Source organism: Leptolyngbya sp. Cla-17 (assembly GCF_016807185.1).
In the GTDB taxonomy this organism is placed as follows: Bacteria; Cyanobacteriota; Cyanobacteriia; order Leptolyngbyales; family Leptolyngbyaceae; genus ULC077BIN1.
In genome coordinates, this window is the sequence record NZ_JAEVYN010000001.1 from 2,414,568 (window position 1) to 2,440,180 (window position 25,613).

22 protein-coding genes are annotated in these 25,613 nt (G+C 48.2%); 14 read left to right on the forward strand and 8 right to left on the reverse strand.

Features of this window, described 5'->3' with window-relative positions; genetic code table 11:
- Positions 1-68: 68 nt before the first annotated feature.
- The 3 genes from JOY44_RS10765 to JOY44_RS10775 all read left to right on the forward strand — a co-directional run bounded on the left by JOY44_RS10765 (position 69) and on the right by JOY44_RS10775 (position 3,992).
- The gene (locus JOY44_RS10765) at positions 69-2,765 is read left to right on the forward strand and encodes a DUF3536 domain-containing protein (protein ID WP_171573549.1); all 2,697 of its coding nucleotides are present in this window, start codon (positions 69-71) and stop codon (positions 2,763-2,765) included.
- A 91-nt stretch (positions 2,766-2,856) separates the two neighbouring features.
- On the forward strand, positions 2,857-3,129 hold the full coding sequence (locus JOY44_RS10770) for a hypothetical protein (protein WP_171573550.1): 273 nt from the start codon (positions 2,857-2,859) through the stop codon (positions 3,127-3,129).
- Between the two features lie 161 nt (positions 3,130-3,290).
- Positions 3,291-3,992: a carbonic anhydrase gene (locus tag JOY44_RS10775; protein WP_171573551.1), complete on the forward strand. Its 702-nt coding sequence runs from the start codon at positions 3,291-3,293 to the stop codon at positions 3,990-3,992.
- Here JOY44_RS10775 and JOY44_RS10780 read toward each other — a convergent pair.
- Entirely contained in the window at positions 3,973-4,407 is a 435-nt protein-coding gene (locus JOY44_RS10780; protein WP_171573552.1) for a ribonuclease III domain-containing protein, read from the reverse strand. The two genes, JOY44_RS10775 and JOY44_RS10780, sit on opposite strands and share 20 nt — an antisense overlap.
- A gap of 47 nt (positions 4,408-4,454) precedes the next feature.
- On the opposite strand from JOY44_RS10780, the gene JOY44_RS10785 reads away from it, so the two are divergent.
- Positions 4,455-5,267, forward strand: coding sequence for a creatininase family protein (locus JOY44_RS10785; RefSeq protein WP_197985122.1), 813 nt, complete (start codon positions 4,455-4,457; stop codon positions 5,265-5,267).
- A gap of 68 nt (positions 5,268-5,335) precedes the next feature.
- Here JOY44_RS10785 and JOY44_RS10790 read toward each other — a convergent pair whose 3' ends face one another.
- The gene (locus JOY44_RS10790; protein ID WP_171573553.1) at positions 5,336-5,845 is read right to left on the reverse strand and encodes a TIGR02652 family protein; all 510 of its coding nucleotides are present in this window, start codon (positions 5,843-5,845) and stop codon (positions 5,336-5,338) included.
- Between the two features lie 114 nt (positions 5,846-5,959).
- Between JOY44_RS10790 and JOY44_RS10795 the strand changes: the two genes are divergently transcribed.
- Complete coding sequence (locus JOY44_RS10795) at positions 5,960-6,490, forward strand: gamma carbonic anhydrase family protein (RefSeq protein ID WP_171573844.1); 531 nt, start codon at positions 5,960-5,962, stop codon at positions 6,488-6,490.
- Between the two features lie 188 nt (positions 6,491-6,678).
- A complete protein-coding gene (locus JOY44_RS10800) occupies positions 6,679-6,795 on the forward strand; it encodes a photosystem II protein Y (RefSeq protein WP_171573554.1) in 117 nt (38 codons plus the stop codon).
- A gap of 177 nt (positions 6,796-6,972) precedes the next feature.
- Here JOY44_RS10800 and cax read toward each other — a convergent pair whose 3' ends face one another.
- Entirely contained in the window at positions 6,973-8,064 is a 1,092-nt protein-coding gene (gene cax, locus JOY44_RS10805; RefSeq protein ID WP_171573555.1) for a calcium/proton exchanger, read from the reverse strand.
- A 101-nt stretch (positions 8,065-8,165) separates the two neighbouring features.
- Entirely contained in the window at positions 8,166-9,329 is a 1,164-nt protein-coding gene (locus JOY44_RS10810) for a hypothetical protein (protein WP_171573556.1), read from the reverse strand.
- 180 nt (positions 9,330-9,509) lie between these two features.
- On the opposite strand from JOY44_RS10810, the gene JOY44_RS10815 reads away from it, so the two are divergent.
- The 5 genes from JOY44_RS10815 (at position 9,510) to JOY44_RS10835 (ending at position 15,587) form a co-directional block, all read left to right on the forward strand.
- Positions 9,510-10,475 (forward strand): TIGR04168 family protein, encoded by a 966-nt coding sequence (locus tag JOY44_RS10815; RefSeq protein WP_171573557.1) that lies wholly within the window; start codon positions 9,510-9,512, stop codon positions 10,473-10,475.
- A 235-nt stretch (positions 10,476-10,710) separates the two neighbouring features.
- The gene (locus JOY44_RS10820; protein ID WP_171573558.1) at positions 10,711-11,139 is read left to right on the forward strand and encodes a hypothetical protein; all 429 of its coding nucleotides are present in this window, start codon (positions 10,711-10,713) and stop codon (positions 11,137-11,139) included.
- Between the two features lie 141 nt (positions 11,140-11,280).
- Positions 11,281-11,397 (forward strand): photosystem II reaction center protein I, encoded by a 117-nt coding sequence (locus JOY44_RS10825; protein WP_171573559.1) that lies wholly within the window; start codon positions 11,281-11,283, stop codon positions 11,395-11,397.
- A gap of 124 nt (positions 11,398-11,521) precedes the next feature.
- Positions 11,522-14,560 carry a DUF3769 domain-containing protein gene (locus JOY44_RS10830; protein ID WP_171573560.1) on the forward strand — a complete coding sequence of 1,013 codons (3,039 nt, stop codon included), beginning with the start codon at positions 11,522-11,524 and terminating at the stop codon, positions 14,558-14,560.
- A gap of 94 nt (positions 14,561-14,654) precedes the next feature.
- Positions 14,655-15,587: a hypothetical protein gene (locus JOY44_RS10835; protein WP_171573561.1), complete on the forward strand. Its 933-nt coding sequence runs from the start codon at positions 14,655-14,657 to the stop codon at positions 15,585-15,587.
- A gap of 154 nt (positions 15,588-15,741) precedes the next feature.
- Here JOY44_RS10835 and dxs read toward each other — a convergent pair whose 3' ends face one another.
- Positions 15,742-17,649: a 1-deoxy-D-xylulose-5-phosphate synthase gene (gene dxs / locus JOY44_RS10840; protein WP_171573562.1), complete on the reverse strand. Its 1,908-nt coding sequence runs from the start codon at positions 17,647-17,649 to the stop codon at positions 15,742-15,744.
- Between the two features lie 339 nt (positions 17,650-17,988).
- On the opposite strand from dxs, the gene JOY44_RS10845 reads away from it, so the two are divergent.
- Entirely contained in the window at positions 17,989-18,690 is a 702-nt protein-coding gene (locus JOY44_RS10845) for a hypothetical protein (RefSeq protein WP_171573563.1), read from the forward strand.
- Positions 18,691-18,835: 145 nt separating this feature from the next.
- The gene (locus JOY44_RS10850) at positions 18,836-19,837 is read left to right on the forward strand and encodes an NAD-dependent epimerase (RefSeq protein ID WP_171573564.1); all 1,002 of its coding nucleotides are present in this window, start codon (positions 18,836-18,838) and stop codon (positions 19,835-19,837) included.
- A gap of 34 nt (positions 19,838-19,871) precedes the next feature.
- Here JOY44_RS10850 and JOY44_RS10855 read toward each other — a convergent pair whose 3' ends face one another.
- The 3 genes from JOY44_RS10855 to JOY44_RS10865 all read right to left on the reverse strand — a co-directional run bounded on the left by JOY44_RS10855 (position 19,872) and on the right by JOY44_RS10865 (position 24,373).
- The gene (locus JOY44_RS10855) at positions 19,872-21,230 is read right to left on the reverse strand and encodes an NAD(P)/FAD-dependent oxidoreductase (RefSeq protein WP_171573565.1); all 1,359 of its coding nucleotides are present in this window, start codon (positions 21,228-21,230) and stop codon (positions 19,872-19,874) included.
- Positions 21,231-21,343: 113 nt separating this feature from the next.
- Positions 21,344-21,910, reverse strand: a complete 567-nt coding sequence (locus JOY44_RS10860) for a 2'-5' RNA ligase family protein (RefSeq protein WP_171573566.1) — start codon at positions 21,908-21,910, stop codon at positions 21,344-21,346.
- 27 nt (positions 21,911-21,937) lie between these two features.
- Positions 21,938-24,373, reverse strand: a complete 2,436-nt coding sequence (locus JOY44_RS10865) for an IMS domain-containing protein (protein ID WP_171573567.1) — start codon at positions 24,371-24,373, stop codon at positions 21,938-21,940.
- Positions 24,374-24,579: 206 nt separating this feature from the next.
- Between JOY44_RS10865 and pdhA the strand changes: the two genes are divergently transcribed.
- Positions 24,580-25,611: a pyruvate dehydrogenase (acetyl-transferring) E1 component subunit alpha gene (gene pdhA / locus JOY44_RS10870; RefSeq protein ID WP_171573568.1), complete on the forward strand. Its 1,032-nt coding sequence runs from the start codon at positions 24,580-24,582 to the stop codon at positions 25,609-25,611.
- The last annotated feature ends 2 nt before the right edge of the window (positions 25,612-25,613 follow it).

A 25,613-nucleotide genomic window follows, 5' to 3' on the forward strand; every position in this document is an offset into this window, starting at 1 on the left:
AAATTTTATTTGTATTGGCATTTAATTCTTTTATTTTTGATTGTTCTAGAAAATAGTTTTCTTCTTACATGACTTCTTTTTTTAATCAGTATTCTGGGCTAACTTCGTCTCTGCCCCCCGCTTCCAAGTCTCAAGTGAGTGACAGCACATTACACCGTGACGATGCGTGCAAAACAGAGGCTAACAACGCCTTACATGCAGCGCAAGGAATCTACATTACGATTCATGGGCACTTCTATCAGCCTCCGCGTGAAAATCCTTACCTGGATGTGATTGAGCGGCAACCGAGTGCGGCTCCGTTTCACAACTGGAATGAGAGAATCCATTATGAGTGCTATCGTCCCAATGCCTTTGCCCGCATTGTCAATGATCGCCAAGAAGTGATGGGGATCGTCAATAACTACGAATACCTCAGTTTTAATTTTGGGGCTACTCTGCTGAACTGGATGGAACGGCATGATGTAGAAGTGTATCAGCGGATTTTGGAAGCGGATCGAAAAAGCTGCGATCGCCTGAATGGACATGGAAACGCGATCGCCCAAGCTTACAACCACATCATTTTGCCTTTGGCCAATGAGCACGATAAGTTAACTCAAATTCGCTGGGGCAAAGCAGATTTTTGCTCTCGCTTTGGGCGCGACCCTGAAGGAATGTGGCTAGCAGAAACCGCCGTCGATTACGAAACTCTTGAAGCACTCGTAATTGAAGGAATTCAGTTCATCATCTTGGCACCGTCTCAGGCACAACGGTGTCGCCCAATGCCAACAGCTGAGCAACCAGAACCAGAATGGCAGGAAGTGGGTGGTAGCCAAATTAATCCCACTCGTCCATATCGCTGTTATCTACCATCCTTAGAGCAGAATTCCACTCGACCCTACATCGATATCTTTTTTTACGATGGACCCATTTCCCGCGATATGGGTTTTGATCAGGCGTTGTCGGATGCCCACCAGTTTGCCGGACGTTTAGGGCAAGCAGTTCAAGGAGATCAGCAACCATCGCAACTGATTGCCGCTGCCACAGATGGCGAAACCTTCGGGCACCATAAGGGCGGCACCGAAAAGTGCCTTGCCTATTCGTTTGTGCATGAATTTCCAAGTCGCGGCTGGACGGTAACTAATTTTGCCCATTACCTTTCCATCTGCGATCCCGTTTGGGAAGTTGAGCTGAAGCCAGTGACCGCTTGGAGTTGTAGTCATGGAGTTGATCGCTGGCAAGATGACTGCGGCTGTGGCGGCGGTGAGTGGCATCAACAATGGCGGCGACCTCTACGAGAATCACTCAATTGGCTGCGGGATCAGCTTGTGCGAGTCTATGAGGATGCGGGCAGTAAGCTATTGCAAGATCCCTGGAAGGCACGAGATGAATATATTGAGGTGGTGCGCGATCGCGCCCAGTCCACAGTCAATGCCTTTTTGGCTCGCCATCAATCTCATTCTTTAACTGCGGTAGAACGGGTAGATGTGTTGCGTTTGTTAGAAATGCAGCGCCATGCTTTGCTGATGTACACCAGCTGCGGCTGGTTTTTTGAAGAGCTTTCTCGCCCTGAGGGCGTGCAGATTCTTCGCTATGCTGCTAGAGCGCTGGAACTCGCGGGAGATGTCTCTGGAATTCATTTAGAAAAAGCCTTTGTTAAACGGTTGGCGGTCGCGCCCAGCAATGTGGACTGTTTCAAAAATGGAGCAGAAGTCTATCGCCAACTAGTTACCACTGCGCAAATTAGCCTAGAGCAGGTTGCCGCCCATTATGCTATTAGCTCTCTGTTTGTCACAGCGCCCAAAGAGCAGCGAGTTTACTGCTACACCGCCCAGCAAGTGGATTATCAACTCCAACGAATGGGTTCACTAACCCTGGCGGTCGGACAGCTTCAGTTGGTGTCAGAAATAACAAGAGAATCAGTTGATTTGGTGTTTGCGGTGCTGCATCTAGGTGGATGGGACTTTCACTGCTGCATTCAACCTTTTTCTGGACGGCGCAGCTACGGTCACATGAAGGAGTGTGTGTTTACAGCCCTGGGAGAAGCTAGTTCTGCCAAGGTGATTTTGGCAATGCACCGTAGTTTTGGGGATCAATCTTTCAGCTTACAAAATCTGTTTGCAGAAGAACGCCATCGGATCATGCAAATGCTGACCCAAAGTACCTTAACCCGCTTAGACCAGCTTTACACTCAGGTTTATCGTGATAACTACGGTATTTTGATGGCATTTCACCGAGATGGGCTAACGGTTCCACGGGAGCTTCAGGTAGCCGCAGAGGTTGCACTTAGCCATCGAGTGCTGCTGTCACTGAGATTGTTGGAGCAAGATCTGAGCAATCCGTTAGTGGAAGGAACTGTAGGATTAGGGCATTTGGCAGAGCTAGAAGCGATCGCAACAGAAGCCGCTCAGATGCACTATTACGTTCAGCTTCCCGAAGCTCAACAAACCCTAGAGCGGCTCATCCTACATTCGTTGCGGAATATCCTGCAAGCTTTTAACCCTGCCACTTTAACGGCTGATTTAGAGCGAATGCGGCAGTTGATTAGTCTGGGTCAGCAATTGAATTTGAATCTGTCCTTGGCACATGCCCAAGAGTTTTACTTGCGATCCCTACACCATTGGATCGTGCCCCAATGTCTTGCCTGGATTGCCGCAACCCAAGACCTAGACAGAGTTGCTGCCTATGGCAAAAAAAGTGAAATTCGCCTGACGCATCTTCGTTTACTGCTGCGGTTAGGGCAAATGTTGGCGATCGATGTGACAGGTTGGCTGGAACAATTGCCCTAATCACATCCTAAAAGTTAAATACCAATTGCAAGGGGTATGCAATACTTTCTTGCATATGTTTGATTGGTGGAAAATCCTGGAGATAGTTGCTATGTCTTACGAAGTTGCTCAACAGGTTTTAGATAAGCTTGCCCTAGCGACCGAGCTTTTCACCGCTGGCTACATGGGGACTGCCTTCACCCTTTATGCCTGGAAACGCACTGCTGAACCCACTAAAGTGCCTCTAGCAACGCCACTATCTTTGCCTCAAGCTGCGGTATTAGAACCGATTGAACGGGCCTCCGAAAATTCAATGCTTGCGGATGAGATCGCCCTTTCCCTACCAGTCCCAGAATCAATTGAACAGGTATCGAAAAATGAATGATCTTGGCTGTTGGCGGCTTACTCAACCCATCTAAAATTTCACTTTTGCATACAAAAATACGGAAAACTATACATTAATCATGTAGAAGGGGGAAGGATAGGACGAGAGCTATCGACATTCTGGGCTGCAAGTTAATTATTGTTCAAATTAGGAAAGGAATTATGTCGCTTACAAGTTTAGTTAAAGGACTCAACGCCTTTCACAGTAGCTATTTCAGCGATCATCATGAGATGTTCAAACAGCTTTCCCAGGGTCAGTCTCCAGAAGTCTTATTTATTACTTGTTCCGACTCTCGCATTGATCCCTGCCTCATTACTCAAGCGCAACCGGGGGAACTCTTTGTCATGCGAAATGTGGGTAATATCATTCCTTCTTATGGGGCAGCGAGTAGCGCCGAATCAGCCGGAATTGAGTATGCAGTGCAGGGATTGGGAATTCGCGACATCATCATCTGTGGACATTCTCACTGTGGCGCGATGCGGGGATTGCTGCAAGTGGGCACTTTGGCCGAGCAAATGCCTGCGGTTTATGATTGGCTGAAACGTCATGGTGAACCGACTCGCCGTCTGGTGCTAGACAATTATGGCGATTTGCCAGCCGATGAGCTATTGAAGATGGCGATCGAGCAAAATGTGTTGACGCAAATCGAAAACTTAGAAACTTATCCCGTAATTCGCTCCAAGTTGCACAGTCAACAACTGAGTCTTCATGCCTGGATGTATGAAATTGAAACCGGTAAAGTGTTTGTTTACAATTCAGAGCAACGGAAATTTACGGTGATTGAGAAGCAATCGTTTCCCGTGCTTGATCCGTTGATCACAACGTCCTCGTCAAGAGAAAACCCTAAAGAGGTTCTAGTTTGAAGATCCGCTGAATGGTTTGACGAGCCGCACTATAGCCACCATCAAAATAAATAGCTGCGATCGCCGCTTCCACTGTTTCCGCTAGCACATCCGGCTGTTCATCAACGTTCTGCTGGTTTTCCGCCGCACCTCGCTTAATCCGGTAGCCTATTTCTAGAGCTTGACCAATCCGCGCCAGATTTTCGACTTGCTTCAGCTCGATTTTGCGAAATACAATATCCTGTTGACTGTCACAGCCAGATCGAATGAGCCACTCGGTCAATACGGCATCAATCAACGCGCTTCCTAGTAAACTATAGGCTTCTTGATGAGCGCAAGGTTGGGGCTGTTCCATGGCATAGCTTCTGCGAGTCAGCGATCGCGCCAGAATACGCTTGTCAAAGAAAAAATAACCCAGATTTTCTTCCAAACTCATCTACAGCCACATCTCCATTTATAGTTTCCCACTTCACCCTTCTTCTTATGATGCACGGCTTCATTCCCCCTGAGCGCTTCTTTGCCTATTTGTCCTGGACGGATATTGAGGCAATGCCTAACAAAGATCAGGTGGTAATCATTCAGCCGATTGGGGCGGTTGAGCAACATGGACCGCATCTCCCGCTGATAGTGGATAGCGCGATCGCCCAGTCTGTATTAGGTAAAGCCTTGCACAAGCTCGATCCCATCATTCCAGCTTACGCCTTGCCCTCGTTGTACTACGGCAAATCGAACGAACACTGGCATTTTCCTGGCACCGTAACTCTAACGGCACAAACCTTGATTGCGCTGCTAATGGAAGTAGGCGAAAGCCTTTACAGAGCTGGGTTTCGGAAGTTTATTCTGCTCAACGCTCATGGGGGACAACCGCAAATCATGGAGATTGTGGCGCGCGATTTGCACCAAGCCCACGATGATTTTGAGGTATTTCCATTTTTTGTCTGGAGAGCGCCCAATATTACCAAGCAACTCTTGACTGAAAAAGAAGCACAATTGGGCATCCATGCCGGCGATGCCGAAACGAGCCTACTGCTGGCGATTTTGCCAGATCAGGTAAAGATGGACTGTGCCAAGGCAGAATATCCCCACGGGCTGCCCCAGGATAGTTTGCTGACCCTGGAACGAAATCTGCCAATTCCCTGGATGACCAGAGATATCAGCTGCAGTGGCGTGATTGGCGACCCCACAACTGCCACGGCTGAAAAAGGCGATCGCATCCTTGAATCTCTCGCTGATGGCTGGGCACAGGTAATTGGCGATGTCCATCGGTTTCAGCAACCGCAAGCATGGAAAGAGTAAGGTTTTTTTACTTTCAACCTGAGTTCAAGCCGAAGGAAATTTTGGGTTTTGAGTTTGAAACCCGAAACCTATTCAAATAATCGAAAGTAGGGATAGCGGACAGGTGCGCCCGGTTCTTTTTCTAAGTCGAAATTAATAACTTCCCAACAGGGATTTTGTTCAGCATCGGAGCTAAATTCCACGGGCAAACCATAGAGACGAGGTTTCGTCGGTTCACTTTGCCCACGCCAAGGCGCACTCCGCTCTAAATAAGTATTAATCAGCTCTTTGTAACGACCAGCAATAATTACACGGGTCGCCCGATAGCCTTGCGTGTAAAGCCGATCCAGAGCTTCATGAATTTCAAACCGAATGCCATCAGGATGAGTGTGTTGACGATACCATTCGTTGTCCCATTGCTTCCAGTGCCGCCCAGACTGTAGATGAACCAGTTCGCTCGTTTTAGAATCTGCTTCAAATGCCCCATGGCGCTGGCAGAGATAGGTATCTGTCAGCGTCAGCGCCTGAATCGTTTGGCGGCAATGGGGGCACTGAATTTCAGGACCAAAAATTGGGTATTGCAATGCAAGGTTTATCATTGATGGCGAGTTTGCCTGTCTTATGCATCAGTGGCGGTGGCTCTATTATAAACAGGAAGGTTTACAGCCTTCTTAGGCAATTTGACGACACTTTACTTAGATCGAGAAACCTACGTGAAAGATTTTGGAGATCGCGGCTTACTTTCTGCCTTAGAACACTCTCCTGAACTCTCAGAAGCGGCCTTTGTGGCTGACAACGCCACGGTCATTGGTCGGGTTACCATCGGGCGAGGAGCTAGCGTTTGGTATGGTGCAGTTGTTCGCGCAGATGTGGAAGAAATCCAAATTGGGGCAAGCAGCAATGTTCAAGACGGAGCTATTTTGCACGGCGATCCAGGAGAACCCACCCTTTTAGAGGAATACGTCACGATCGGGCATCGTGCTGTCATTCATGGCGCTCACATAGAGCGAGGATGTTTGATTGGCATCGGCGCGATCGTGCTAAACGGAGTGCGAATTGGGGCAGGCAGCATTGTTGGCGCAGGAGCCGTAGTTACCAAGGATGTTCCATCGCGATCGCTGGTTATAGGCATTCCCGGCAAAGTGATTCGTGAACTATCAGAACTAGAGGCGGCTGATTTAATTAAACACGCTCAGAAGTATGAGAAGCTTGCCCTTGCTCATGCGGGTAAAAGAACGGATTAGGGTTTACCGCCTTAAGGTTGTTACCTATATAAATCTAAATGAGCAGAGCAGAGGCACAATCGACCAGCCATTCAGCCTTTTAACAAGGCAGTCTTTTCATCAAAGGCTAGTAAAACGCACTCACATACGATAAAACAGAAGTATGAGAGTCATTCAAAAATCTTTATCAACGGGCTGAGAGGTACTTTATGGACTGGCGTTTACTCATTGTGATTCTTCCCTTGGCACTGGCACTGGGTTGGGTTTTTAGAAATATTGGTCAACAAGCTATCAAACAAGGACAAGACTTTATCTCCAAAGAGTAGTTTTGGAGTCTATTTTCACTTCAATCATTCCAACCTGCCTCCTCAACGGAGGCATTTTTGTGGAAAAAATTAAAGCCACAAACCGTAAATCCTTACTTGAAATTGCCAAGCCGTGAACTTAGATAATCAACAAAACCTGCATCGGATTCTAATTGCATCTCTCTGGTGGGTGCAGATTTAGGCGGGGTGGTAGTAGAAAGCGACGCTGAGAATGATGTAGGCGGCAAGGAGAAGGGTACCGTCGAGCCAGTTGGAGCGCCCACCAGAAGTGATGACGTTGGTGATGGCAACGGCGATCGCCAGCGAAACCACTTGAAACGGGCTGAAGTTGAGATCGATTGGCTGGTTGAAAATAAACTGTCCGACAAATACCAGGACCGGGGCAACAAATAGGGCGACCAGCAAGCTATCACCCGTTGCTGTAGCGACGGTTAGATCCATTTTGTTTTTAATTGCCATGCGGATGACCGTCACAAATGCCGCTACATCACTAATCAATGGCAGCAAAATCACCCCAGTAAATAGCGGTGTGAGTCCTAAACGCTCGGTTTCGGTATCCACCACGCCCACAAAAAGCTCTGATTCAAACGCTACGGCGATTGTGGAGACTAGCAGGACAACGATCCAACCGATCAGTTTTGAGCGCTGTTCAGTGGGAGAGATTTCTTCCAAAACTGGATCTTCATCCGCAACGCCCACATCATATAAAAAGCTGTGGGTGCCTAAGGAAAACAGCAGCGTTAATCCATACACAATAATCAAAACGCTGGCAGTAATCAGCGAAAGATTGCGAATGGCAACTTCATCCACCACATTGGATGTGTAGATTACTAAGGTAGGTAGGGCGATCGCGGCAACTGCTAAGGTCATCGATGAACCGTTTACCCGTGTCAAAATTGGCTTAAATTCCTGCTCTTTATAACGTAGCCCTCCGGTCAGCATGGCAAGCCCCATCAATAGCAGCAGGTCGCTGAGCAAAGTGCCTGTAATGCTGGCTTTGACAATATCTACCAGCCCTTCTTTCAGCGCAACCAAGGCAATGATCAACTCCGTGGCGTTGCCAAAGAAGGCGTTAACTAATCCGCCGAGGGTCGGTCCTGTAACCACTGCCACCTTTTCGGTTGCCGTGCTGAGCCAAATGGAAAGGGGAATGATGGCAAAGGCGGAGGTAAAAAAAACGGCAGTTTCGCCCCACCCTAACCAGTCTGCCGCGATCGAAATTGGGACAAAGATCAGCAGAATCAGCGGAACTAGATTTTTAATTAGCATTGCGCTCAAGCAGGGAATAGAAACTAGACTAGACGGCTGCTATAACAATACTCCTCATCGTCGTTCGCCACTCGTCATTTGCCACTCGCCAATCTCTCCATTTAAGGAGTGGCTGGAATTTGATAAAAGCTTGGATCTCGTGAGGGTTGGCTATTGTTGGGCGGCAGTTCTTGAGCATACTGGCGATCGTAGAGTTGGCGCACTTGTGCTGACCATTGGTCAATGTTGGCTTGCGCTTCGCGGTAGAGTGTTCGCCCAAAATAAATACTGTTGGCTTCGGTGATGGCGGCTTCGAGGGAGGCAATGTCACCTTTGCGTGCTAGTGCAGTGGCTCGATTAAGGGCGGGGCGGTCTTCAATTATTTCAATTTGATTGTTCCAGTCTTTAATCAACTGCTGGGCTTCCGTGTATTGAGCAGTGCCCGACAGAACCATTTGGGCTTCGGCGATCGCATCTCGTAATCGGCTAGTTTCACCCGTGGCGGCAAGCGATCTCGCTTTTTGCAGATGACCCACTGCTTCCTGATCCTGTTCTTTTTGCCAGCGAGACATTAATTCAGTGGTGGTAAGGGGACGCGTTCTTCCAAAAGGAGCGCTGGCGATTCCCTTTTTACGATCTGCAGCGGCTTGGGCGCTTTTATTTTCCTTAGCCGTTTGAATTTGGTTTACAACGTCTTGAAACCGCGTGGTTCGCCAATATTCATTATTGATTTTCAAAAGAGTTCTGGCTTCGGCAAACGCGATCAATAAATTATCAGCCGCGATCGCATCCTGTACTTTTTGAAAAATACCTTCGGCTTGTTTCCACGTTTCCTGCCATTGCTCTATTTTCTGAGTTGCAGACTTGCGCAGGGTTGTACTGTCTGGAATAGATTCAAGCATCATAATGGCATCATCCAGCTTGCCGTTTTGAAACGCAGTGTCGCCCATTTCCAGCAAGCGATTTGACCACTGTTGAATTAGGCGATCGCTATCTTGCCGGAGGGGATGGCTGAGAGAAATTGAATCTGCTAGTTTAATCGCCTCCCCTAAGTCGGTTGCAGTTCGGCGATCAGCACTCACTTGAGCACAATACAGCCGCGTCGATTCCGTTGCTAGGGGTGACAGCCAAACTGTTTGGCATTCCACATCATCCATTTTGCTCAAAAGCCAAACCCCCGCCACTCCAGTTCCGAGCGGCAACAAAACGATCAGCCCAATCCAAAGCTGTACCGGGAACTTCCGCACTTGGGTAAAGAAATGATCAATCAAGGGAAAAAATTGCATGATGTCTGGGCGGTGGCGATCTTAAACGTTTGAAGAACTTGATAAAAACGTTTTGATCCTATTGAGACAGAGTATCAGATCGTTCGGTGGCTACGACGGCAGCAATCAAGGTGAGAGGGCAACCTGGATTCTGTAGAGAGAATAGGAGAAACTGTAGAGGTGAACATTAAACAGCACAGTATGAATGAGACATTGCATACACAGGCAACCGGAGTGCCAAGTATAGGTGGAAAGCAAACTCCAGAGTTAATCAAAATTGCTGTGATTGGCGATGTTCACGATCAGTGGGAAGACGCTGATGGATTGGCGCTGCAACAGCTTGGGATTGATTTAGCCTTGTTTGTGGGTGACTTTGGCAATGAGTCAGTTGAGGTCGTTCGGGCGATCGCAGCTTTGGAGATTCCTAAAGCAGTGATTTTTGGAAATCACGATGCCTGGTATAGCGCTTCGCACTGGGGTAAACAAAAATGTCCTTATGATCGCTCTAAAGAAGACCGTGTTCAGCAACAGCTTGATTTGTTGGGCGATCTGCACGTTGGCTATAGCAAACGAGATTTTTCTGATTTGAATTTAACCGTTGTGGGCGCGCGTCCCTTTAGCTGGGGTGGCTCAGATTGGAAAAACCCCGAATTTTATCAAGCGCGCTACGGTATTCATAATTTTGCTGAATCGACTGCTCAGATTGTATCGGCAGCAGACCAGGCAGCCCACAACACGATCATTTTTTTGGGACACTGCGGACCTTTGGGCTTAGGCGATCGCCCAGATGATCCCTGTGGCAAGGATTGGCAACCCATTGGCGGCGACCATGGCGATCCCGATTTTGCAGCGGCGATCGACCATGTACGTCAACAGGGCAAAACTATTCCCCTAGTTGCCTTTGGTCACATGCACCACAACTTGCGTTACACAAAACAATCTCTCCGAACACCGCTCTTGGTTAGTCCAGAAGCAACGGTCTATCTCAATGCCGCCGCCGTTCCTCGTATCATTCAAACCGATCTGGTTCGTCAACGTAATTTTTCTCTGGTTTACCTACTCAACGGCACTGTGTTGCAAACGTCACTGATTTGGGTAGATGCAAACTTCACCATAATCAGCGAGCAAATCCTCTACAGTCAACCCGCTCTAGCGATCGATGGTTGATTGAGCGAGAAATATTGCAGTAACAAACAATTTCCGGCATTCTTGCACAGAGAGATTTGCTAAATCCTTCTCGCTTTCAAAAGATCTAGCCACTGGCATTAATTGATCACTGTCACTTAAAAAAATCTATTCGCTATCAAAGTTGCTGCCAAATTTTACAAAGCGGTGTAGATTGTCGTTAATTAAACCTGCATTAGTCTGTTGGTGTATCTCCCCTTCTAGAAAGGAGCCGCGAGTGAATGCAGCCGAGCAGGCAACCAGCCTGGAAACTGCTAGTAAAATAGCCGCGATCGTCAATTTATTCAAAGCTGAGTTTCCCGATGCACGGGCTGACTTAAAGCCTTGGGCAAATGATCCGGATACACGGGAGTGGGTTGATCCGGACTCGATCGATATTGCGTTTCATCTACCGGGCTTTTCTCGGTTATTTCAAAGCCGTAGTATTTTGCTCCAAATTCGGTTTCATGCCGATGGATTGACCTCTGAGCGCCGAGTGATTGGGGTAGAAATGGCAGGCTTTGATCATCGTGGCAAACAATGGCGGCTTTCGACGATTGAAAGTTGGCTATTTGAGGGACGTTGTAGTCCTGTTGTTCAGGTGAGCGATCGCCTAAAGGATTTTTTGAAACAAGCCCTTGAGTTGTTCAATTCTTTGGAGTGCTAAAGGATCATTTTTCGCCTGGAAATCATGAACAGTTTTTAACGAAAAGGATTTTTGAATCAAAGTCGCTAAGCACTATGATTGAATAGCGATTGACTTGTGCTAACCATTACATCGTATTTTTGATATTTTCGGAGAATCCATATGCTCACACTCAAGATTGTTGTGTACATTGTTGTTACCTTCTTCGTAGGGCTGTTTATTTTTGGCTTCCTGTCGAGTGACCCATCTCGCAACCCAAAACGCCGAGATATGGAATAGCCAATTTTGGGCTTTGTCTCGTAAGCGTCATTGGGGCGGTGGTTTTCTGCTGCCCCATTTCGTCAGTGAGATTTTGCCCATAGGCAGTATCCGTCTAATGTTTGCTTAAACTATGCCCTACTCGGTGCCCCCTGAACTTCCGCCTTTACATTCGTCTCCAGCTCTTGAGACGATTCTCTGTCCAAAACTTTCCCTATCAGGCCCATCGATCGCGATCTCAGAGGGTTTGTCTCCCGCGATTCGTAAAACGATCCCTACGGGAATCGCCCCGCCTGAAATGGAACGCTCTTTAAAAACTGCGGCTCCACAAAGCGGATCTCTTATGGGAATCGCTTCCTCCACAATCTCGCCCCTACAAGGCAAGTTATCGCCCCAAACACCTGAATCTTGCTGGTCATCTTCAGGGGATGTTCTCAGGCCATTGCCATCATCTGTATCAGTTAAGAGCGTCGCCAAGCCAGAAAATATTCCGCCAGAACTGTCGCTGCTGCCTGTGGTTTCATCGAGAGGAACTGTAAAGCTGAATAAGCAGACGGTGATGGTTCAATCCGAATCAAAGTGGTCGCAAAACAAGGTGGTTTCGCCAACTCGGATGGTCGTTCAACCGCGATCGCTGCCCTCCAGCAAACTCATTCCGCCGTTTAAGCCGGTGGTGGTGGCTCAAAAGCCATCTACTCAAAAGATACCTGCCGCAACCAAAAAAAATGCGCCATCAGCGTTTGATGGTCGCTCCAACACTAAAAAAGCGATAACGCCCACCAAACCATCGGTTCCCGTAGGGATTGTTTCACGCAACGCTCCGGCCAAAATTTCTCCGCCTCAAACACCCTCTTTGTCCTATAGCATTTCAGGCGTGAGCGGGAAGCTGCCCCAGACGGCTGAAGCAGCGGTGATGAAAAAGCTTGATCAGGCCTTTGTTTTTGATCAGTTAGTTGAAGTCTATGATGCGATCGGCTCACTCACTGCTAGGGATTTAAGAAGGCTAGCAAAACGTTCGCCCCGGCAAATAATTCCTCTAATAACAGCCCAAACTCCTGATGCTCCAACACCACTCCAACTTCCCACAGATATTCTGATTCCTCCAAGCAGTTCTCCATCCGGTACGCCTGATGCTCTGAGTTTGCCGAGTGAGAATCCTGAAAGCTTAAATTCAGTTCCCCTCGTTGATCCGCTGCCAACTGATCAAGTGCCGATTTCGATTCTGCGGCAGATTGTTAGTGAATCTGCTACTAGCCCAACCGCTAGCCCAACCGCTAGCCCAACCGTCAATCCAACCGTTGACCCAACTGTTGATCCAGTGGAAGTCACGGCTGATCGGTTAGATTATGACGAGCGAAATCAGGTATTCACGGCGGAAGGCAAGGTGATCATGCGCTTTCGCAATGGGCTGGTAGATGCCGATCGCGTGCAGGTAAACCTGACCAATCGGATTGCCGTAGCCGAGGGCAACGTTGCCTTTACCCGTGGACAGCAGGTGTTACGGGGTCAACGCGCAGAACTCAATTTCATTCAGGGTATCGGCAACATTCAGCAAGCACAGGGAGATATTTATATTCCCACTGCTGGAACAGACATTTCCGTTCCAGCCGCAACCGATGGTGTGGCGGAAACAGTGTTAGGTCGTCCTGTTAGCGATCGCATTACCTCTCAGCAGCCACTCCAAAATCCGGCTGGCGCAGGAGGCGTTTCGATCTCAGCCGGGGCAGGGCGAGATGTAAATCGCATTCCTGGAGGACTACCTAAAGGCGGTCAACTAAAGCGGCTGCGATTTGAGGCAGAGCGAATTGACTTCACGCCAGACGGATGGGTTGCCACTAATATTCAAATTACTAATGATCCCTTTTCGCCACCGGAACTGGTTCTGAGAGCAGAAAAAGCAACCCTAACGCGACTGTCTCCTTTACAAGATGAAGTAAGGCTGACTCGTCCTCGGTTGGTGTTTGACCAGAAGTTTTCCCTACCGTTTTTGTTCTCACGCACCGTTTTAGACCGTCGCCAACGTGATGCTGCACCTTTTCGCTTTGCCTATGACGCTCAAGATCGGGGCGGGCTTTACTTAGAAGGAGTTTTTAATGTTTTACAGTCACCAAAACTATCCTTCACGCTGTATCCCCAGATTTTCATCCAACGGATGTTTGATAATCGTCAAGGTGGTATCGGGGTAGTTGACCCCAGCAGTTATGGCTTAAGAACTCGGTTGGACGCTGAGTTGAGTCCCAGCACGTTTCTACGAGGATCAGCGGCACTGACCAGTTTTGATCCGGCAGAGTTTGAAAATAGTCTGCGTGCCAGTGTGCGAGTCCGCCAAATCCTGGCGACACCTATTGGTCCACACACTTTAGCGCTTGAATACAGCTACCGCGATCGCCTATTTAATGGCTCCCTTGGCTTTCAAACAGTGCAAAGCAGCATCGGATTGTTATTGATTTCTCCCAATATTTTGTTGGGGCAATCAGGTGTTGTTTTGAACTACCAGATTGGCTATCAGTCAATTAACTCAGACACCGATCGCCCAGAGTTGCTATCGGTTACAAGAACCAATAACCGGGTTGATTTGGGACGTTTTCAAGCAACATTTGGAGTGGGCAAAACGTTTACTTTATGGCAGGGAAAACCGCTACCATCAACTCGCGACCTTGGTTTGCGGTACTCTGCTAACCCGATTGTGCCCTATCTCAACTTCAATACGTCTTTGCGCGGTGTATATAGCAATTACACTAGCGGCGATGTACAGCAAAATGTATTTGCAGTGGCAGGATTGGCAGGTCAGTTTGGGCACTTTTCCCGTAATTTTCTTGATTACACGGCGTTTAGCGTTTCCTATAGTCAGGCGATCGGTACTGGCGAATCTCCTTTTTTGTTTGACCGGGTAGTAGATACTCGCGTAGTATCCCTCTCATTCATTCAGCAAATTTATGGTCCATTTCGCGCCGGGTTTACTACAGCTATTAGCTTGGACACTACCGATCCTATTAGTACAGATTATTTTTTAGAGTACAGCCGTCGCACCTATGGCGTTATCCTGCGATATAACCCAGTGTTAGAAATTGGTTCTATTACTCTCCGTATTAGTGACTTTAACTGGACTGGAACAGCAGATCCTTTTTCTGGAACAGGAGTCACACCAGTAGAAGGCGGAGTCAACCGACCCTCAACTTTTTAAGTGAAACTTGTACATGGAAAAACGGGGTAGTTTTACAACTCGCTTTTTCCATTAATGATTATTCTAAAGAAGCCTAGATTGGGCTGTGAAGATTATGACCGCTTCAGTTGAACGCATTGAACAAGAGATTGCTCTACTCGAACAAGCATTAGCGACTCTAGCAGAGGCGTTTCAAAATGCCTATACAGCCTACTTATCAGCTTTAGGGCAAGCAGTGCGAAAACAGCATGTTTTGGCAGCATATCAAGTTTGCACTCAAGGCTATCCGCAGCAATTTTTGGCTTTGTCAGTGGGTCAGCGGCAGATTTTGCAGCAGGCGTTGAGCAATTTGGCAAAACAAGCTCAAGCAAATCTTTTGGAGCAACTGCACCCGTTTCAGCCGGAGGAACTGTTAAAACGACCAGAGCAGCCAGCGATTCCGCGAAGTATCTCCGTAGCAGAAGCCCACGACTCACAAGCCACTGAGCTAGAGGCATTGCCTGCCAATGCCGATGATTTAGCTTCTACCCAATCAACCGCTAAGCAATCTATCGAGCAGTCTAACCAAAAGGACATCACCCTAACTCCAGCGCTCCTAATTCAATGGCAAGTTGAGGTTGAACAAGGTATTGGAAGGGAGCTAGCAACTATTTCTCATCAAACCAATCGGCTACTTCAGCAATCTAATATTTTGCCCGGTCAATTGCCTGAGGCTCTGTTGCAACATGCTAGTAAAACAGAACTATTGGATGGAGTGCCACGATCGCCCAATCTGCTCAATGTATTGGTTGAAGCGGTTAGTGATGCAGAAACACCCCAGGATGATGATGAGAAGGCTCCAGAAATCTTACAAGTGCTGGCGATTCATCTACGATTGGTAGAAATCGAATTTGCGGATACACCAACGATGGCGACTCGGAGCAAAATTCGTGAATTGACTGCTCGATTGAAAAAACTAGGGCAAGATTATCGCAAGAAGCAGCGAGAATACGCGATCGCCTCTGCGCAAGATGCGTGGCGCGCTAGCTGGTTTGAAGAGTCGCCTTAGCAACCTGTGCTATCAAAAAACTTTTCGACGAGTTAAGAACTTTCAAAAATCAACATTCCAATCATTGTCGTAGGAGCAGGTTTGTAGCTCGTTTACTGGCAAACCATGAATCAACTTGACCTGCTCCAACAACAGTCTTTTTTCCTGAAACTTTCTAAACGCTAACGGCTGCTAGCTGTTTGCTAAACAGCTTTAAGATTCGGTCTGCCATTTGAGGTGGCGTTAATCCTAACTCTGCCTTAGATTGATCGGGTGAAGCATGATCCACCAGTTTATCGGGAACGCCAATCCGGGTTAGCCGCACGGTGATATCGGCATCCAGCAACGCTTCAGCGATCGCCGAGCCAAAACCGCCGGGGAGGCAGCCCTCTTCCAGCGTCACCACTCGTCCAATCTGCTGTGCCAACGGCAGAATTAGTTCCGTATCCAAGGGCTTCGCAAACCGGGCATTGATCACCGTTGCTTCAATGCTATGCTCACTCAAAATTTCTGCCACCTGCATGGATGGATAAACCATGGAGCCATAGGCAACCAGCAGCACGTCGTCCCCCTGGCGCAAAATTTCGCCTTTACCAATGGGTAACGGTTCCCAGCCTTCTTCCATCAGCGGCACTCCATAGCCATTGCCTCTGGGATACCGCATGGCGATCGGGCTATCTAAGTGATTAATACCCGTCACCAGCATCCGTTGGAGTTCAGCCTCGTCTTTGGGAGCCATCATCACCATATTTGGAATGCAGCGCATGTAAGCAATGTCATACATGCCTTGATGGGTTGGTCCATCTGCTCCTACAATGCCAGCTCTATCTAAACAGAAGAAAACTGGCAGATTTTGAATGCAGACATCATGAACAATTTGGTCAAAGGCTCTTTGTAAAAACGTGGAGTAAATCGCAGCAACCGGACGCATTCCTTCGCAGGCAAGTCCAGCCGCCAGGGTGATGGCGTGCTGCTCCGCAATTCCTACATCGATAAACTGCTCAGGCAAATGCTTTTGCAAAATATCCAGCCTAGTTCCAGTAGACATCGCAGCCGTGATGCCAACCACTTTGGGATTGCTCTCAGCAATTTTGGTGAGCGTTTCACCAAACACTTTGGAGTACCCAGGAGGCTTGGGTTTACTAGAGGGAATTCCTTTGCCCGTCGCTAGATTGAATGGGCTTTGAGCGTGGTAACCGACTTGATCTTTTTCGGCAACTTCATAGCCTTTGCCCTTAGTGGTGGCAACATGCACCAAAACAGGACCAATGTGCTTGTGTGCTTGCTGAAAGGTCGCAATCAATTCTTCCAAGTTGTGCCCATCAATTGGACCCATATAGGTAAAGCCGAGTTCTTCAAACACGGCTCCTACCTTGGGCACCGCTAACCGCTTCATTCCTTCCTTAATGCGGGCTAAGTCAGGTGAAATGGTGTCTCCAACAAACGGCAAATGCTTAATCTGTTCTTCCAAATTTTCGGCAAGGAATTGAACAGGTGGACTCAACCGCATTTTGTTGAGGTAGCGGGGAATGGCTCCAACGTTGGGTGAAATGGACATTTCGTTATCGTTGAGGACCACAAGCAAGTTGGTTTTGGGCAAATGTCCGGCATGGTTGATGGCTTCGAGTGCCATACCGCCAGTCAATGCTCCGTCGCCAATCACCGCAGCCACTTTGTAGTTATCGCCTTGAAGATCACGGGCGATCGCCATACCGAGGGCTGCGGAAATGCTGGTGGAAGCATGACCCGCACCAAAATGATCAAATTTGCTTTCACAGCGCTTCAAATATCCAGCAATGCCATCTTTTTGGCGTAGCGTGTTAAAGCGGGCGTAGCGTCCAGTCAACATTTTATGGGGATAGGCTTGATGCCCCACATCCCAAATCACTTTGTCGCGATCGAGATCCAAAGTTTGATACAGAGCAACCGTCAGTTCTACCACACCTAAACCAGGACCCAGGTGCCCACCAATTGCTGCAACGGTTTCCAGATGCTTCTCGCGAATCTGGCGGGCAATTTGCTGAAGTTGATACACAGACAAACCGTGTAACTGGTTAGGGTGGGTCAGCTCACTCAAATGCATACGGGCTATCCTCTTGGCAGATCAGTGAATTTATCATCTACCTTTATCACTGTAGTAGATCAACAGACATGAAATTAAAGACTTAGGGGCGTTTTGGTATCAGTTATGCAGCAAAAATTAGAATTTCTTCATGTAATCAGAGGAAAAAACGCGATCAACTGTGGCCTTTTTTGGAACTGCTGCATTTTCTGGAACTGCTTGAATATGAGACAATGAACGCAATTTTGGATCGTCTGCTCGTTGCTTTTGTCTGAATTACGGTTATTCTAGTTTCACGCTTTCAACTCAACCCGTCTGTCTTGATTTGCCCTTGGATATGTTGTTAATGCTGCAAAAGGTATGAAATTACTCCGGATCTGCCCATTTAGCTTGTCTGAACTCTCTCATTTGTGGGCAACTTGTTTATCTAAAACCTTGACACGCATGGTGATGCTCTCTGGGTTGGTCGCGATCGCGGCTCCCATTCCACCGGCGATTGCGGCTCGTAAGGATTCCGAACTAGATTACCGGAACTGTGCTGCTTCTTTAATTAACCTCAAGATTTCCCCAGAGCTAGCAGTTTCTGCGTGTTCACGGGCGCAATATCCACAGAATTTGTCCACCTGTGTCATTGACATCAGCAGAGTTACCCCAAAAGTTACCGCATACGAGCCGACTGATGCACTTGATGCGTGTCGCCAAGTTCGCCGCCCAGAAGATATGGCATTCTGTGTGACAGGTATTCGTCGTTATTTAACAGATTCTGTTGCAGGAGAGGTATTGGATAGCTGCCGCCGCAGTCTGCAACCTGTGCAATATGCGAATTGCGTTGTTGGCATTAGTCGTGGCACAACGGGATTGTCATCTCCAGTAGCGCTTAGTTCTTGCATTGGGACCCAAGCATTTCCGCGAGAAGTCGATCCAACTTTCATTCCCTACGTAGAATCGCCGCTGCAAATCCCACAGGATTTTTCTCCTCAGCCAAGCACCGCGCCTCCTTTCGCACAGCCCGTCCCGTCTCCTCAAACTCCAGAGCCAGCGCCTGTTCGTGGGCTTTTTTAAGGAACTTGGAAACGTTCTTTTGTAAATACCAAATTTTCAGAGGTTAGGAGTCCAAAAGCCAGAAGCGTTGTCCATGCAATGACTTCTGGCTTTTGATTTTGGTGCAACGTTGAGCAAGATTCCAACGCGTAAGTAGAATAGCTGGATGAAAGTTTTAGTGACGGGTACGGCTGGTTTTATTGGGTTCCATCTGGCGCAGCGGCTATTGCAAGATGGGATGCAGGTGTATGGTGTTGATAATTTGAATGAGTATTATGCGGTCAGTTTAAAGCGCGATCGCCTTGCCCTATTGCAACCCTACTCTGGCTTTACGTTTCAAGCGCTAGATTTGAGCGATCGCGATGGAGTTGCAGCGCTCTTCCAACAGCAGCCCTTTGATTGTGTGGTAAATCTGGCAGCACAGGCTGGAATCCGCTACTCCTTGCAAAACCCGTGGACGTATATAGATAGCAATGTATCAGGCTTTGTGAATGTGCTGGAAGGGTGCCGCCAGCAATCAATTAAGCACCTGGTTTTTGCTTCATCTAGTTCAGTGTATGGTGCCAACACAAAAGTGCCCTTTGCGGAAAGCGATCGCACCGATCATCCCGTGTCTCTCTATGCCGCTACCAAAAAAGCGAACGAATTGATTGCCCATACCTACAGCCATCTATATGCCTTGCCCATGACGGGACTGCGGTTTTTTACGGTTTATGGTCCTTGGGGCCGACCCGATATGGCGTATTTCAAATTTACTCGCGCCATTCTTGCCGGAGAGGCGATAGATGTGTATAACTTTGGCAAAATGCAGCGCGACTTCACTTATATCGACGACATCATTGAAGGCGTAGTGCGAGTGATGCGGCACCCGCCTCAGGGAGTAAATTCTCGCGTAGATCTAGCAGAACAGCCGAATAGTAATGCGCCTTACCGAGTTTATAACATCGGCAACAATCATCCGATTGAACTGATGACGCTGATCCAAACATTGGAGAAAGCGATCGGCAAAGAAGCAACTCTAAACTTGTTACCAATGCAGCCAGGAGAAGTGTTGACCACTTATGCCGATGTCCAGGCTTTGTCAACAGATTTGGGATTTGCGCCTAACACAGCGATTGAGGAAGGAATTAAACGGTTTGTCGATTGGTATCAAAGCTATTACCACTAGAAAGGCAATAGCTTGCGCTGACTTGTCAGTTCATCTAAACCTCAACGGGAGCTTTGCGTTCCAGAGGCGATCGCCCGTCATCCTTACTGGAAGCTTCCACAGGAATAGGGAGGTTTTCACCCGTAATCAGCCGAGCGCCACGATTGCGAGTGAAGTAGCTCCAGCCCCACTGAATCATCACCACTAGCTTGTTATCAAATTCAATCAGATAGTAAATATGGGCAAAGATCCAAACGAACCAGGCAAGAAAGCCAGATAGCTTGACGAAGCCTAAATCGGCAACGGCTTCGTTTTGACCAATCACTGCCAGGTTACCCACCTCTTCATAGTGGAAAGGAGGTAGCGTGTTGCCACGTAATCGTTCGGTGATTAGCTTAGCAATATATTTTCCTTCTTGAACGGCAACCGGAGCTACGCCGGGAAGTGGTTTTTCGCCCTGGTGAAGAAAGTTTGCCAGGTCGCCAATCACGAAAATATTGGGATGCCCCGCAATGCTGAGGTCGGGTTCCACAATCACTCTGCCCACGCGATCAAGGCTAGCTCCAGTGCAGTCTGCCAAAGTCTGCCCCATCCCAGAGGCTTTGATGCCGGCTGCCCAAAGAATAGTGCACGCAGGAATGTGCTCTACGTGATCGCCCTGTTTGGCTGTGACGGTGTTGTCTTCAATATTCGTCACCATGGTTTTGGTGCGAACGGTGACTCCCAACTTAGTTAGGGCGATCGCGGCTTTTTCGGATAGATCAGGTGGATAGGGCGGCAGCAGGCGATCCATTCCTTCTAGTAAGAGGATTTTGGCTTCGGTGGTGTCGATGCTGCGAAAGTCTTTTTTCAGGGTTTTAAAGGCAAGATCCGCAATGGCACCTGCTAACTCTACTCCTGTCGGTCCACCCCCCACAATTACAAAGGTCAACCATGCCTGCCGTTTCTCTGGATCAAGTTCTTTTTCTGCCGCTTCAAACGCAACAAAAATCCGACGGCGCATCTCCAGTGCATCTTCAACCGTCTTCAGTCCGGGCGCGGTGGCTTTCCACTGGTCATTACCAAAGTAGTGGTGACTGACTCCCGTTGCCACAATCAGCGAATCGTATGCAATGTCCTGTTCCTGCATTTTGACAATTTGCTGCTGCGGATCGATATCGATCACTTCATCCATCAAAACACTGGTGTTTCTGCATTTGCTCAAAATGCCGCGCAAAGGCGAAGAAATATCAGCCGGTGACAAGCTGCCAGTAGCAACTTGATAGAGCAGTGGCTGAAATAGGTGAAAATTACGTCGATCAATGAGGGTGACCTGAACGGGCGATCGCCGCAGGGATTTTGCTGCATATAACCCTCCAAAGCCTCCTCCCACAATCACAACCCGATGAAGAGAGGTTTCAGCAACTTGTGTCATCGGTGTAACATCCTTACTTTGAACAAGTGGCTAAGATTTTTTGGCAGATGACTAAACAAAACTTTATAAGAATACAGCATAACCGACTAATTTTTTAAGCTGGGTAGCATTGGCTACGGAGAGTGGACTTTTTTAGAGAGTGGAAATGTCTTATGAATGTGCCATTGCTCATCGTGGATTAGCAAACTGAGGGAAGATGCCAGAAATTTAATTTGAAGCGATCGCTCTTGAAATGACTGCCATGCCGCGTTGAAATTTGGCGGGGTCAAATCTTGAGAAGCAACAGTCATATGGGGCGTGAAACTTCGCCGTTTAGAGGCTTCATGCACAATTTCTAAGGTTGCTTCTAGATCAGCCATCAAACTTGTTTGCAGATTGAGCAGCGCAGCAGGTTTGACTACATCAACGTAAATTACCCTGGGAGGAAACGCTGCAAATCCATTTAGCTCCACCTCAAAAGGCGTTTGCTGCATGGAAAATTTGGCTAATTGCTCTTCTACTTTGGGTAATTCTTGCGGCATCCAGGCAAAGGGCGGCTGTAGCGTAATATGAGGTGGCGATTTTTGGGCGGCTTGGCTGGCATACTCTTCAGCAAACTGACGCTTTATATCGTCGACGATCGCTTGGATCTCTGGGGGCGGCACAAGAGCAACAAAAAAGCGTTGCGGCTTAGGTTCCAAATCTATCCTCTTCACTAAAAGATAAATCTAAAGCATTTGCCAATCTTGAATCCGCCATTCACCATCTTTCCGCACCAAATTGTATTGAACTCGTAAGCTGTCAGTTTGAGGAGATCCCTCAACAGCGCCATTGCGATAGATTTCCGTCGTTTCCTTCACATCCGCAACGACCCTTGCTTCATTTGCGGCGGTAGAAACAGCTGAAGATGGCGTACCCGATGAAGTTGCGGCAGCCATCGGTGATGGACTGGTGCCTGTAGTACTGGAATTGATTTCTGAAGCCGGAAGACTGACTTGAGGGCTGGGAGTGCTGGTATCCAGACCGGCACTGGCTGGCAATAGTTCTACGCTCTCAACCGTGACATCGTGTTGATAAACTCGATACTCACCGTTGCGCTTGAGATCTTCTGCATCCGTGCGCCAAGCTGAAAGACTTGGCTCTATCAGGATAGTGTCTAGCTGAGAAATTTCGTAGGTAGACCCCATTGCCTTAGATTTTGCCGCGAACCAGGAGGAAAGTACTGTCTGAGCCGACTCTTTATCCAGGGTTGCAGCAGTGACAGGCGCGATCGCGCCATCACCTAGATCCATCAACGGTTTATCCAACTGCACCAGTAGTTTCTCGTCTTGCTGTTGGGCAACCTGATTGGAGGTATTTTGCCATCCTTTAGCAAGCAAAGAGAGGAAAAAGCCCAAGACAATAACCCCTAGGAGCGCCAATCCGGGCAATAACCATCGAGCAAATTGGGGAGCGATTCTAGAACGATTGCTCTGCTGATTCCGATTTGACCCACTGCTATCTTCTGATTTGGGGCGATCGCTGCGACGACGAATCTGTTCCGTGGGGCGCGTGGGCAATTCCTGCTTTTCACTGATTGGTTCTTCGCCATCTCGCTCTGCCATTGGCATCGCCGAGCCATTTGACAGGTCAGAACTTAGAGTTGCGGTCGCTGAACGAGAGGTGATTCGAGCTTTTGCCGCTGCAATCAGTGACTCGTGATCAGTTTCTCGCTCCCAATTTGCATAAGAGCCAGAGTTGACAACGGGTTCACGATTTTCCGCAATGGACTGTAACCCATTACTGGATGCATAGGTAACCGCTGCTAACCGATTAGGCGCAGTCCGACTGGATAGGTCTGCAACTTCTGAAGACCGAAAGGGGACTCGATGATTAGCCGCTTCCGCCTCTGGCAACTGCTCCAAATAGTTCTGTACATGGGGATCAGCAAAATATTCTTTGAGTACCGCTTGGCACTGCGCTAAATCGCGGAAGTGGGGAAATACCTCATCTTGAAACCAGCGCTCTGTATAGAGGCAAAGCCCCGGCAACAGGTCAGGCGAGTCTTGAGAATGCTGACGGATAAATGCAATCGAGTCTTGCTCTTGACTGAGTTCCAACGCTTGACTGGCTTCCTCAGTTTGACCCAGCAAAAGAGAACAGACTGCCTTTTCTAAGTTCACATCCTGGCGATCGCTCAGCCGAGTCAAATACTGCTTTGCACGCTGCACTAACTCTGGGTAATGGTCGGCAAAGCCTCTTGCCAACAAGGCATAAACGGCTAAATAGGTTGCCACCGCCGAAGGGCGATTCGCTTCCCGCTCAAACAAGAACTGCTGCTCTTCTGCCGTTAGATAGGCGCGGATCTGCTGAATGAAACGCAAAAAGTCATCTACATTCAGACCCGATTGATCATCATTCACCCCATCCATACCGCCGCGATCTTGCAGCATTGCCTGTAAAAGCCCAATGCCTTTATTTCGGGCATCCACCGCTTCTTGCGAAGCGGCTAGTAGCTCCAATATGCGGTAGGGTCGCAAACGATACAAGTCAGATTGAATCTCTCCGCGCACATTTGCAAACAATCCTTCTCGCAGTAAAAGCTGTTGTCCAGTTTCGAGAGCTTCACTGGCATTTTCGTATTGAGTCTGCTGCCACTGTTCTCGCCCGAGCTCAAGACATGCCGACGCTACAGTCAGCACAACATCTGAAAAAACAATTGCAGGTTCTCCATAGCGCCCGTCCTTTAAGGTTGCAGTTCCTCCAGTCAAGAAGGGTCGCCCCAACTTAAGGACAAGTTCATACTCTCCCAATTCCTGCAAGATCAGTAATGCGCCAATCAATTGAGATTGCTCAATTTCGATGCTAGGTGCATGGGGATCTATTTCAGCGGTGTCTACGGCTCCTATATAGGCTGAAGGAGCATGGGCTGAGAGCAAGTCAGTCTCAGCAGAAAATTCATAGGTTTTGGCAAGAAAACTGGTGTCGTACCGCTGTCGATGCTCTGCATCAGACAACACCGCGTAGGCTTGATCAATTAATTGTTTGCGCGTAGTGATTGCCGCGTCGGAATATTCGCGTCGGGGCAACTGCAACGTGCGATCGCGATGAGCTTGGCGCAACTGATCGCTGGTCGCCTGAATGGGCAAGCCCAGAATTCGATAATAATCAAGCGGAATACGCACAGTACACTTCCCCAACGGTAAGAAGCAAGGTTAAGCTATGCTATGTTAGCGTCTTACAGCATCCTGTCAAGATGCCAAAAAGACAGACAGTTGACTGATTCAGTCAATAGAGTGGAAGCTTACACCCAGAATAAGCAAAATACTCTGGTCAGCAACATAAATTCTAGGAAGCTTGTTAAAGAGTGTCTGAGGTCAAAACAGCGCCCATGGTTCAGGAGAGAACGGTTCCCAGTTTGCTATCCGCGATCGTCACCATCACGAAAGAAGAAGGGATGGTGCTTTATGAAGACATGATTTTAGGGCGTTTTTTTGAAGATAAATGCGCTGAAATGTACTATCGCGGCAAGATGTTTGGATTTGTCCACCTATACAACGGGCAAGAAGCCATATCCAGTGGGGTCATTAAAGCGATGCGCCCTGGTGAAGACTATGTTTGCAGCACTTATCGCGATCACGTTCATGCCCTCAGTGCTGGGGTGCCAGCACGAAACGTCATGGCAGAACTATTTGGTAAAGCTACAGGTTGCAGCAAAGGCCGCGGTGGCTCTATGCATTTATTTTCCGCCGAGCATCGCTTATTAGGCGGGTTTGCTTTTATTGGTGAAGGAATCCCCGTTGCGACTGGAGCTGCCTTTCAATCTAAGTATCGGCGGGAGGTGTTGGGGGATGAAACTGCCGATCAAGTAACTGCCGCCTTTTTTGGCGATGGCACGACAAACAATGGTCAGTTTTTTGAATGCCTAAACATGGCGGCATTGTGGAAATTACCCATTCTGTTTGTGGTGGAAAATAATAAGTGGGCGATCGGCATGGCGCATGAGCGGTCAACCTCTCAGCCAGAAATCTACAAAAAGGCAAGTGTATTTGGGTTGCCAGGAGTTGAAGTGGATGGCATGGATATCATGGCAGTTCACACGGTGGCTCAAGAAGCAGTGGCAAGGGCACGTGCTGGCGAAGGTCCTACCTTGATTGAATGCCTGACTTACCGCTTCCGAGGGCATTCACTGGCAGATCCAGATGAACTTCGCTCCAAAGAGGAAAAAGAACTCTGGTTTGCGCGCGATCCAATCAAAAAGTTTTCAGCTTATTTGATTGAACAAAATTTAGCTACCCACGATGAGCTAAAGGCGATCGAAAAGAAAATTCAAGCAGAAGTTGAGCAAGCCGTTGAATATGCCCTAGAAAGTCCAGAGCCTAACCCTGCCGAACTTTATCGATATATCTTTGCTGAGGACTAGAA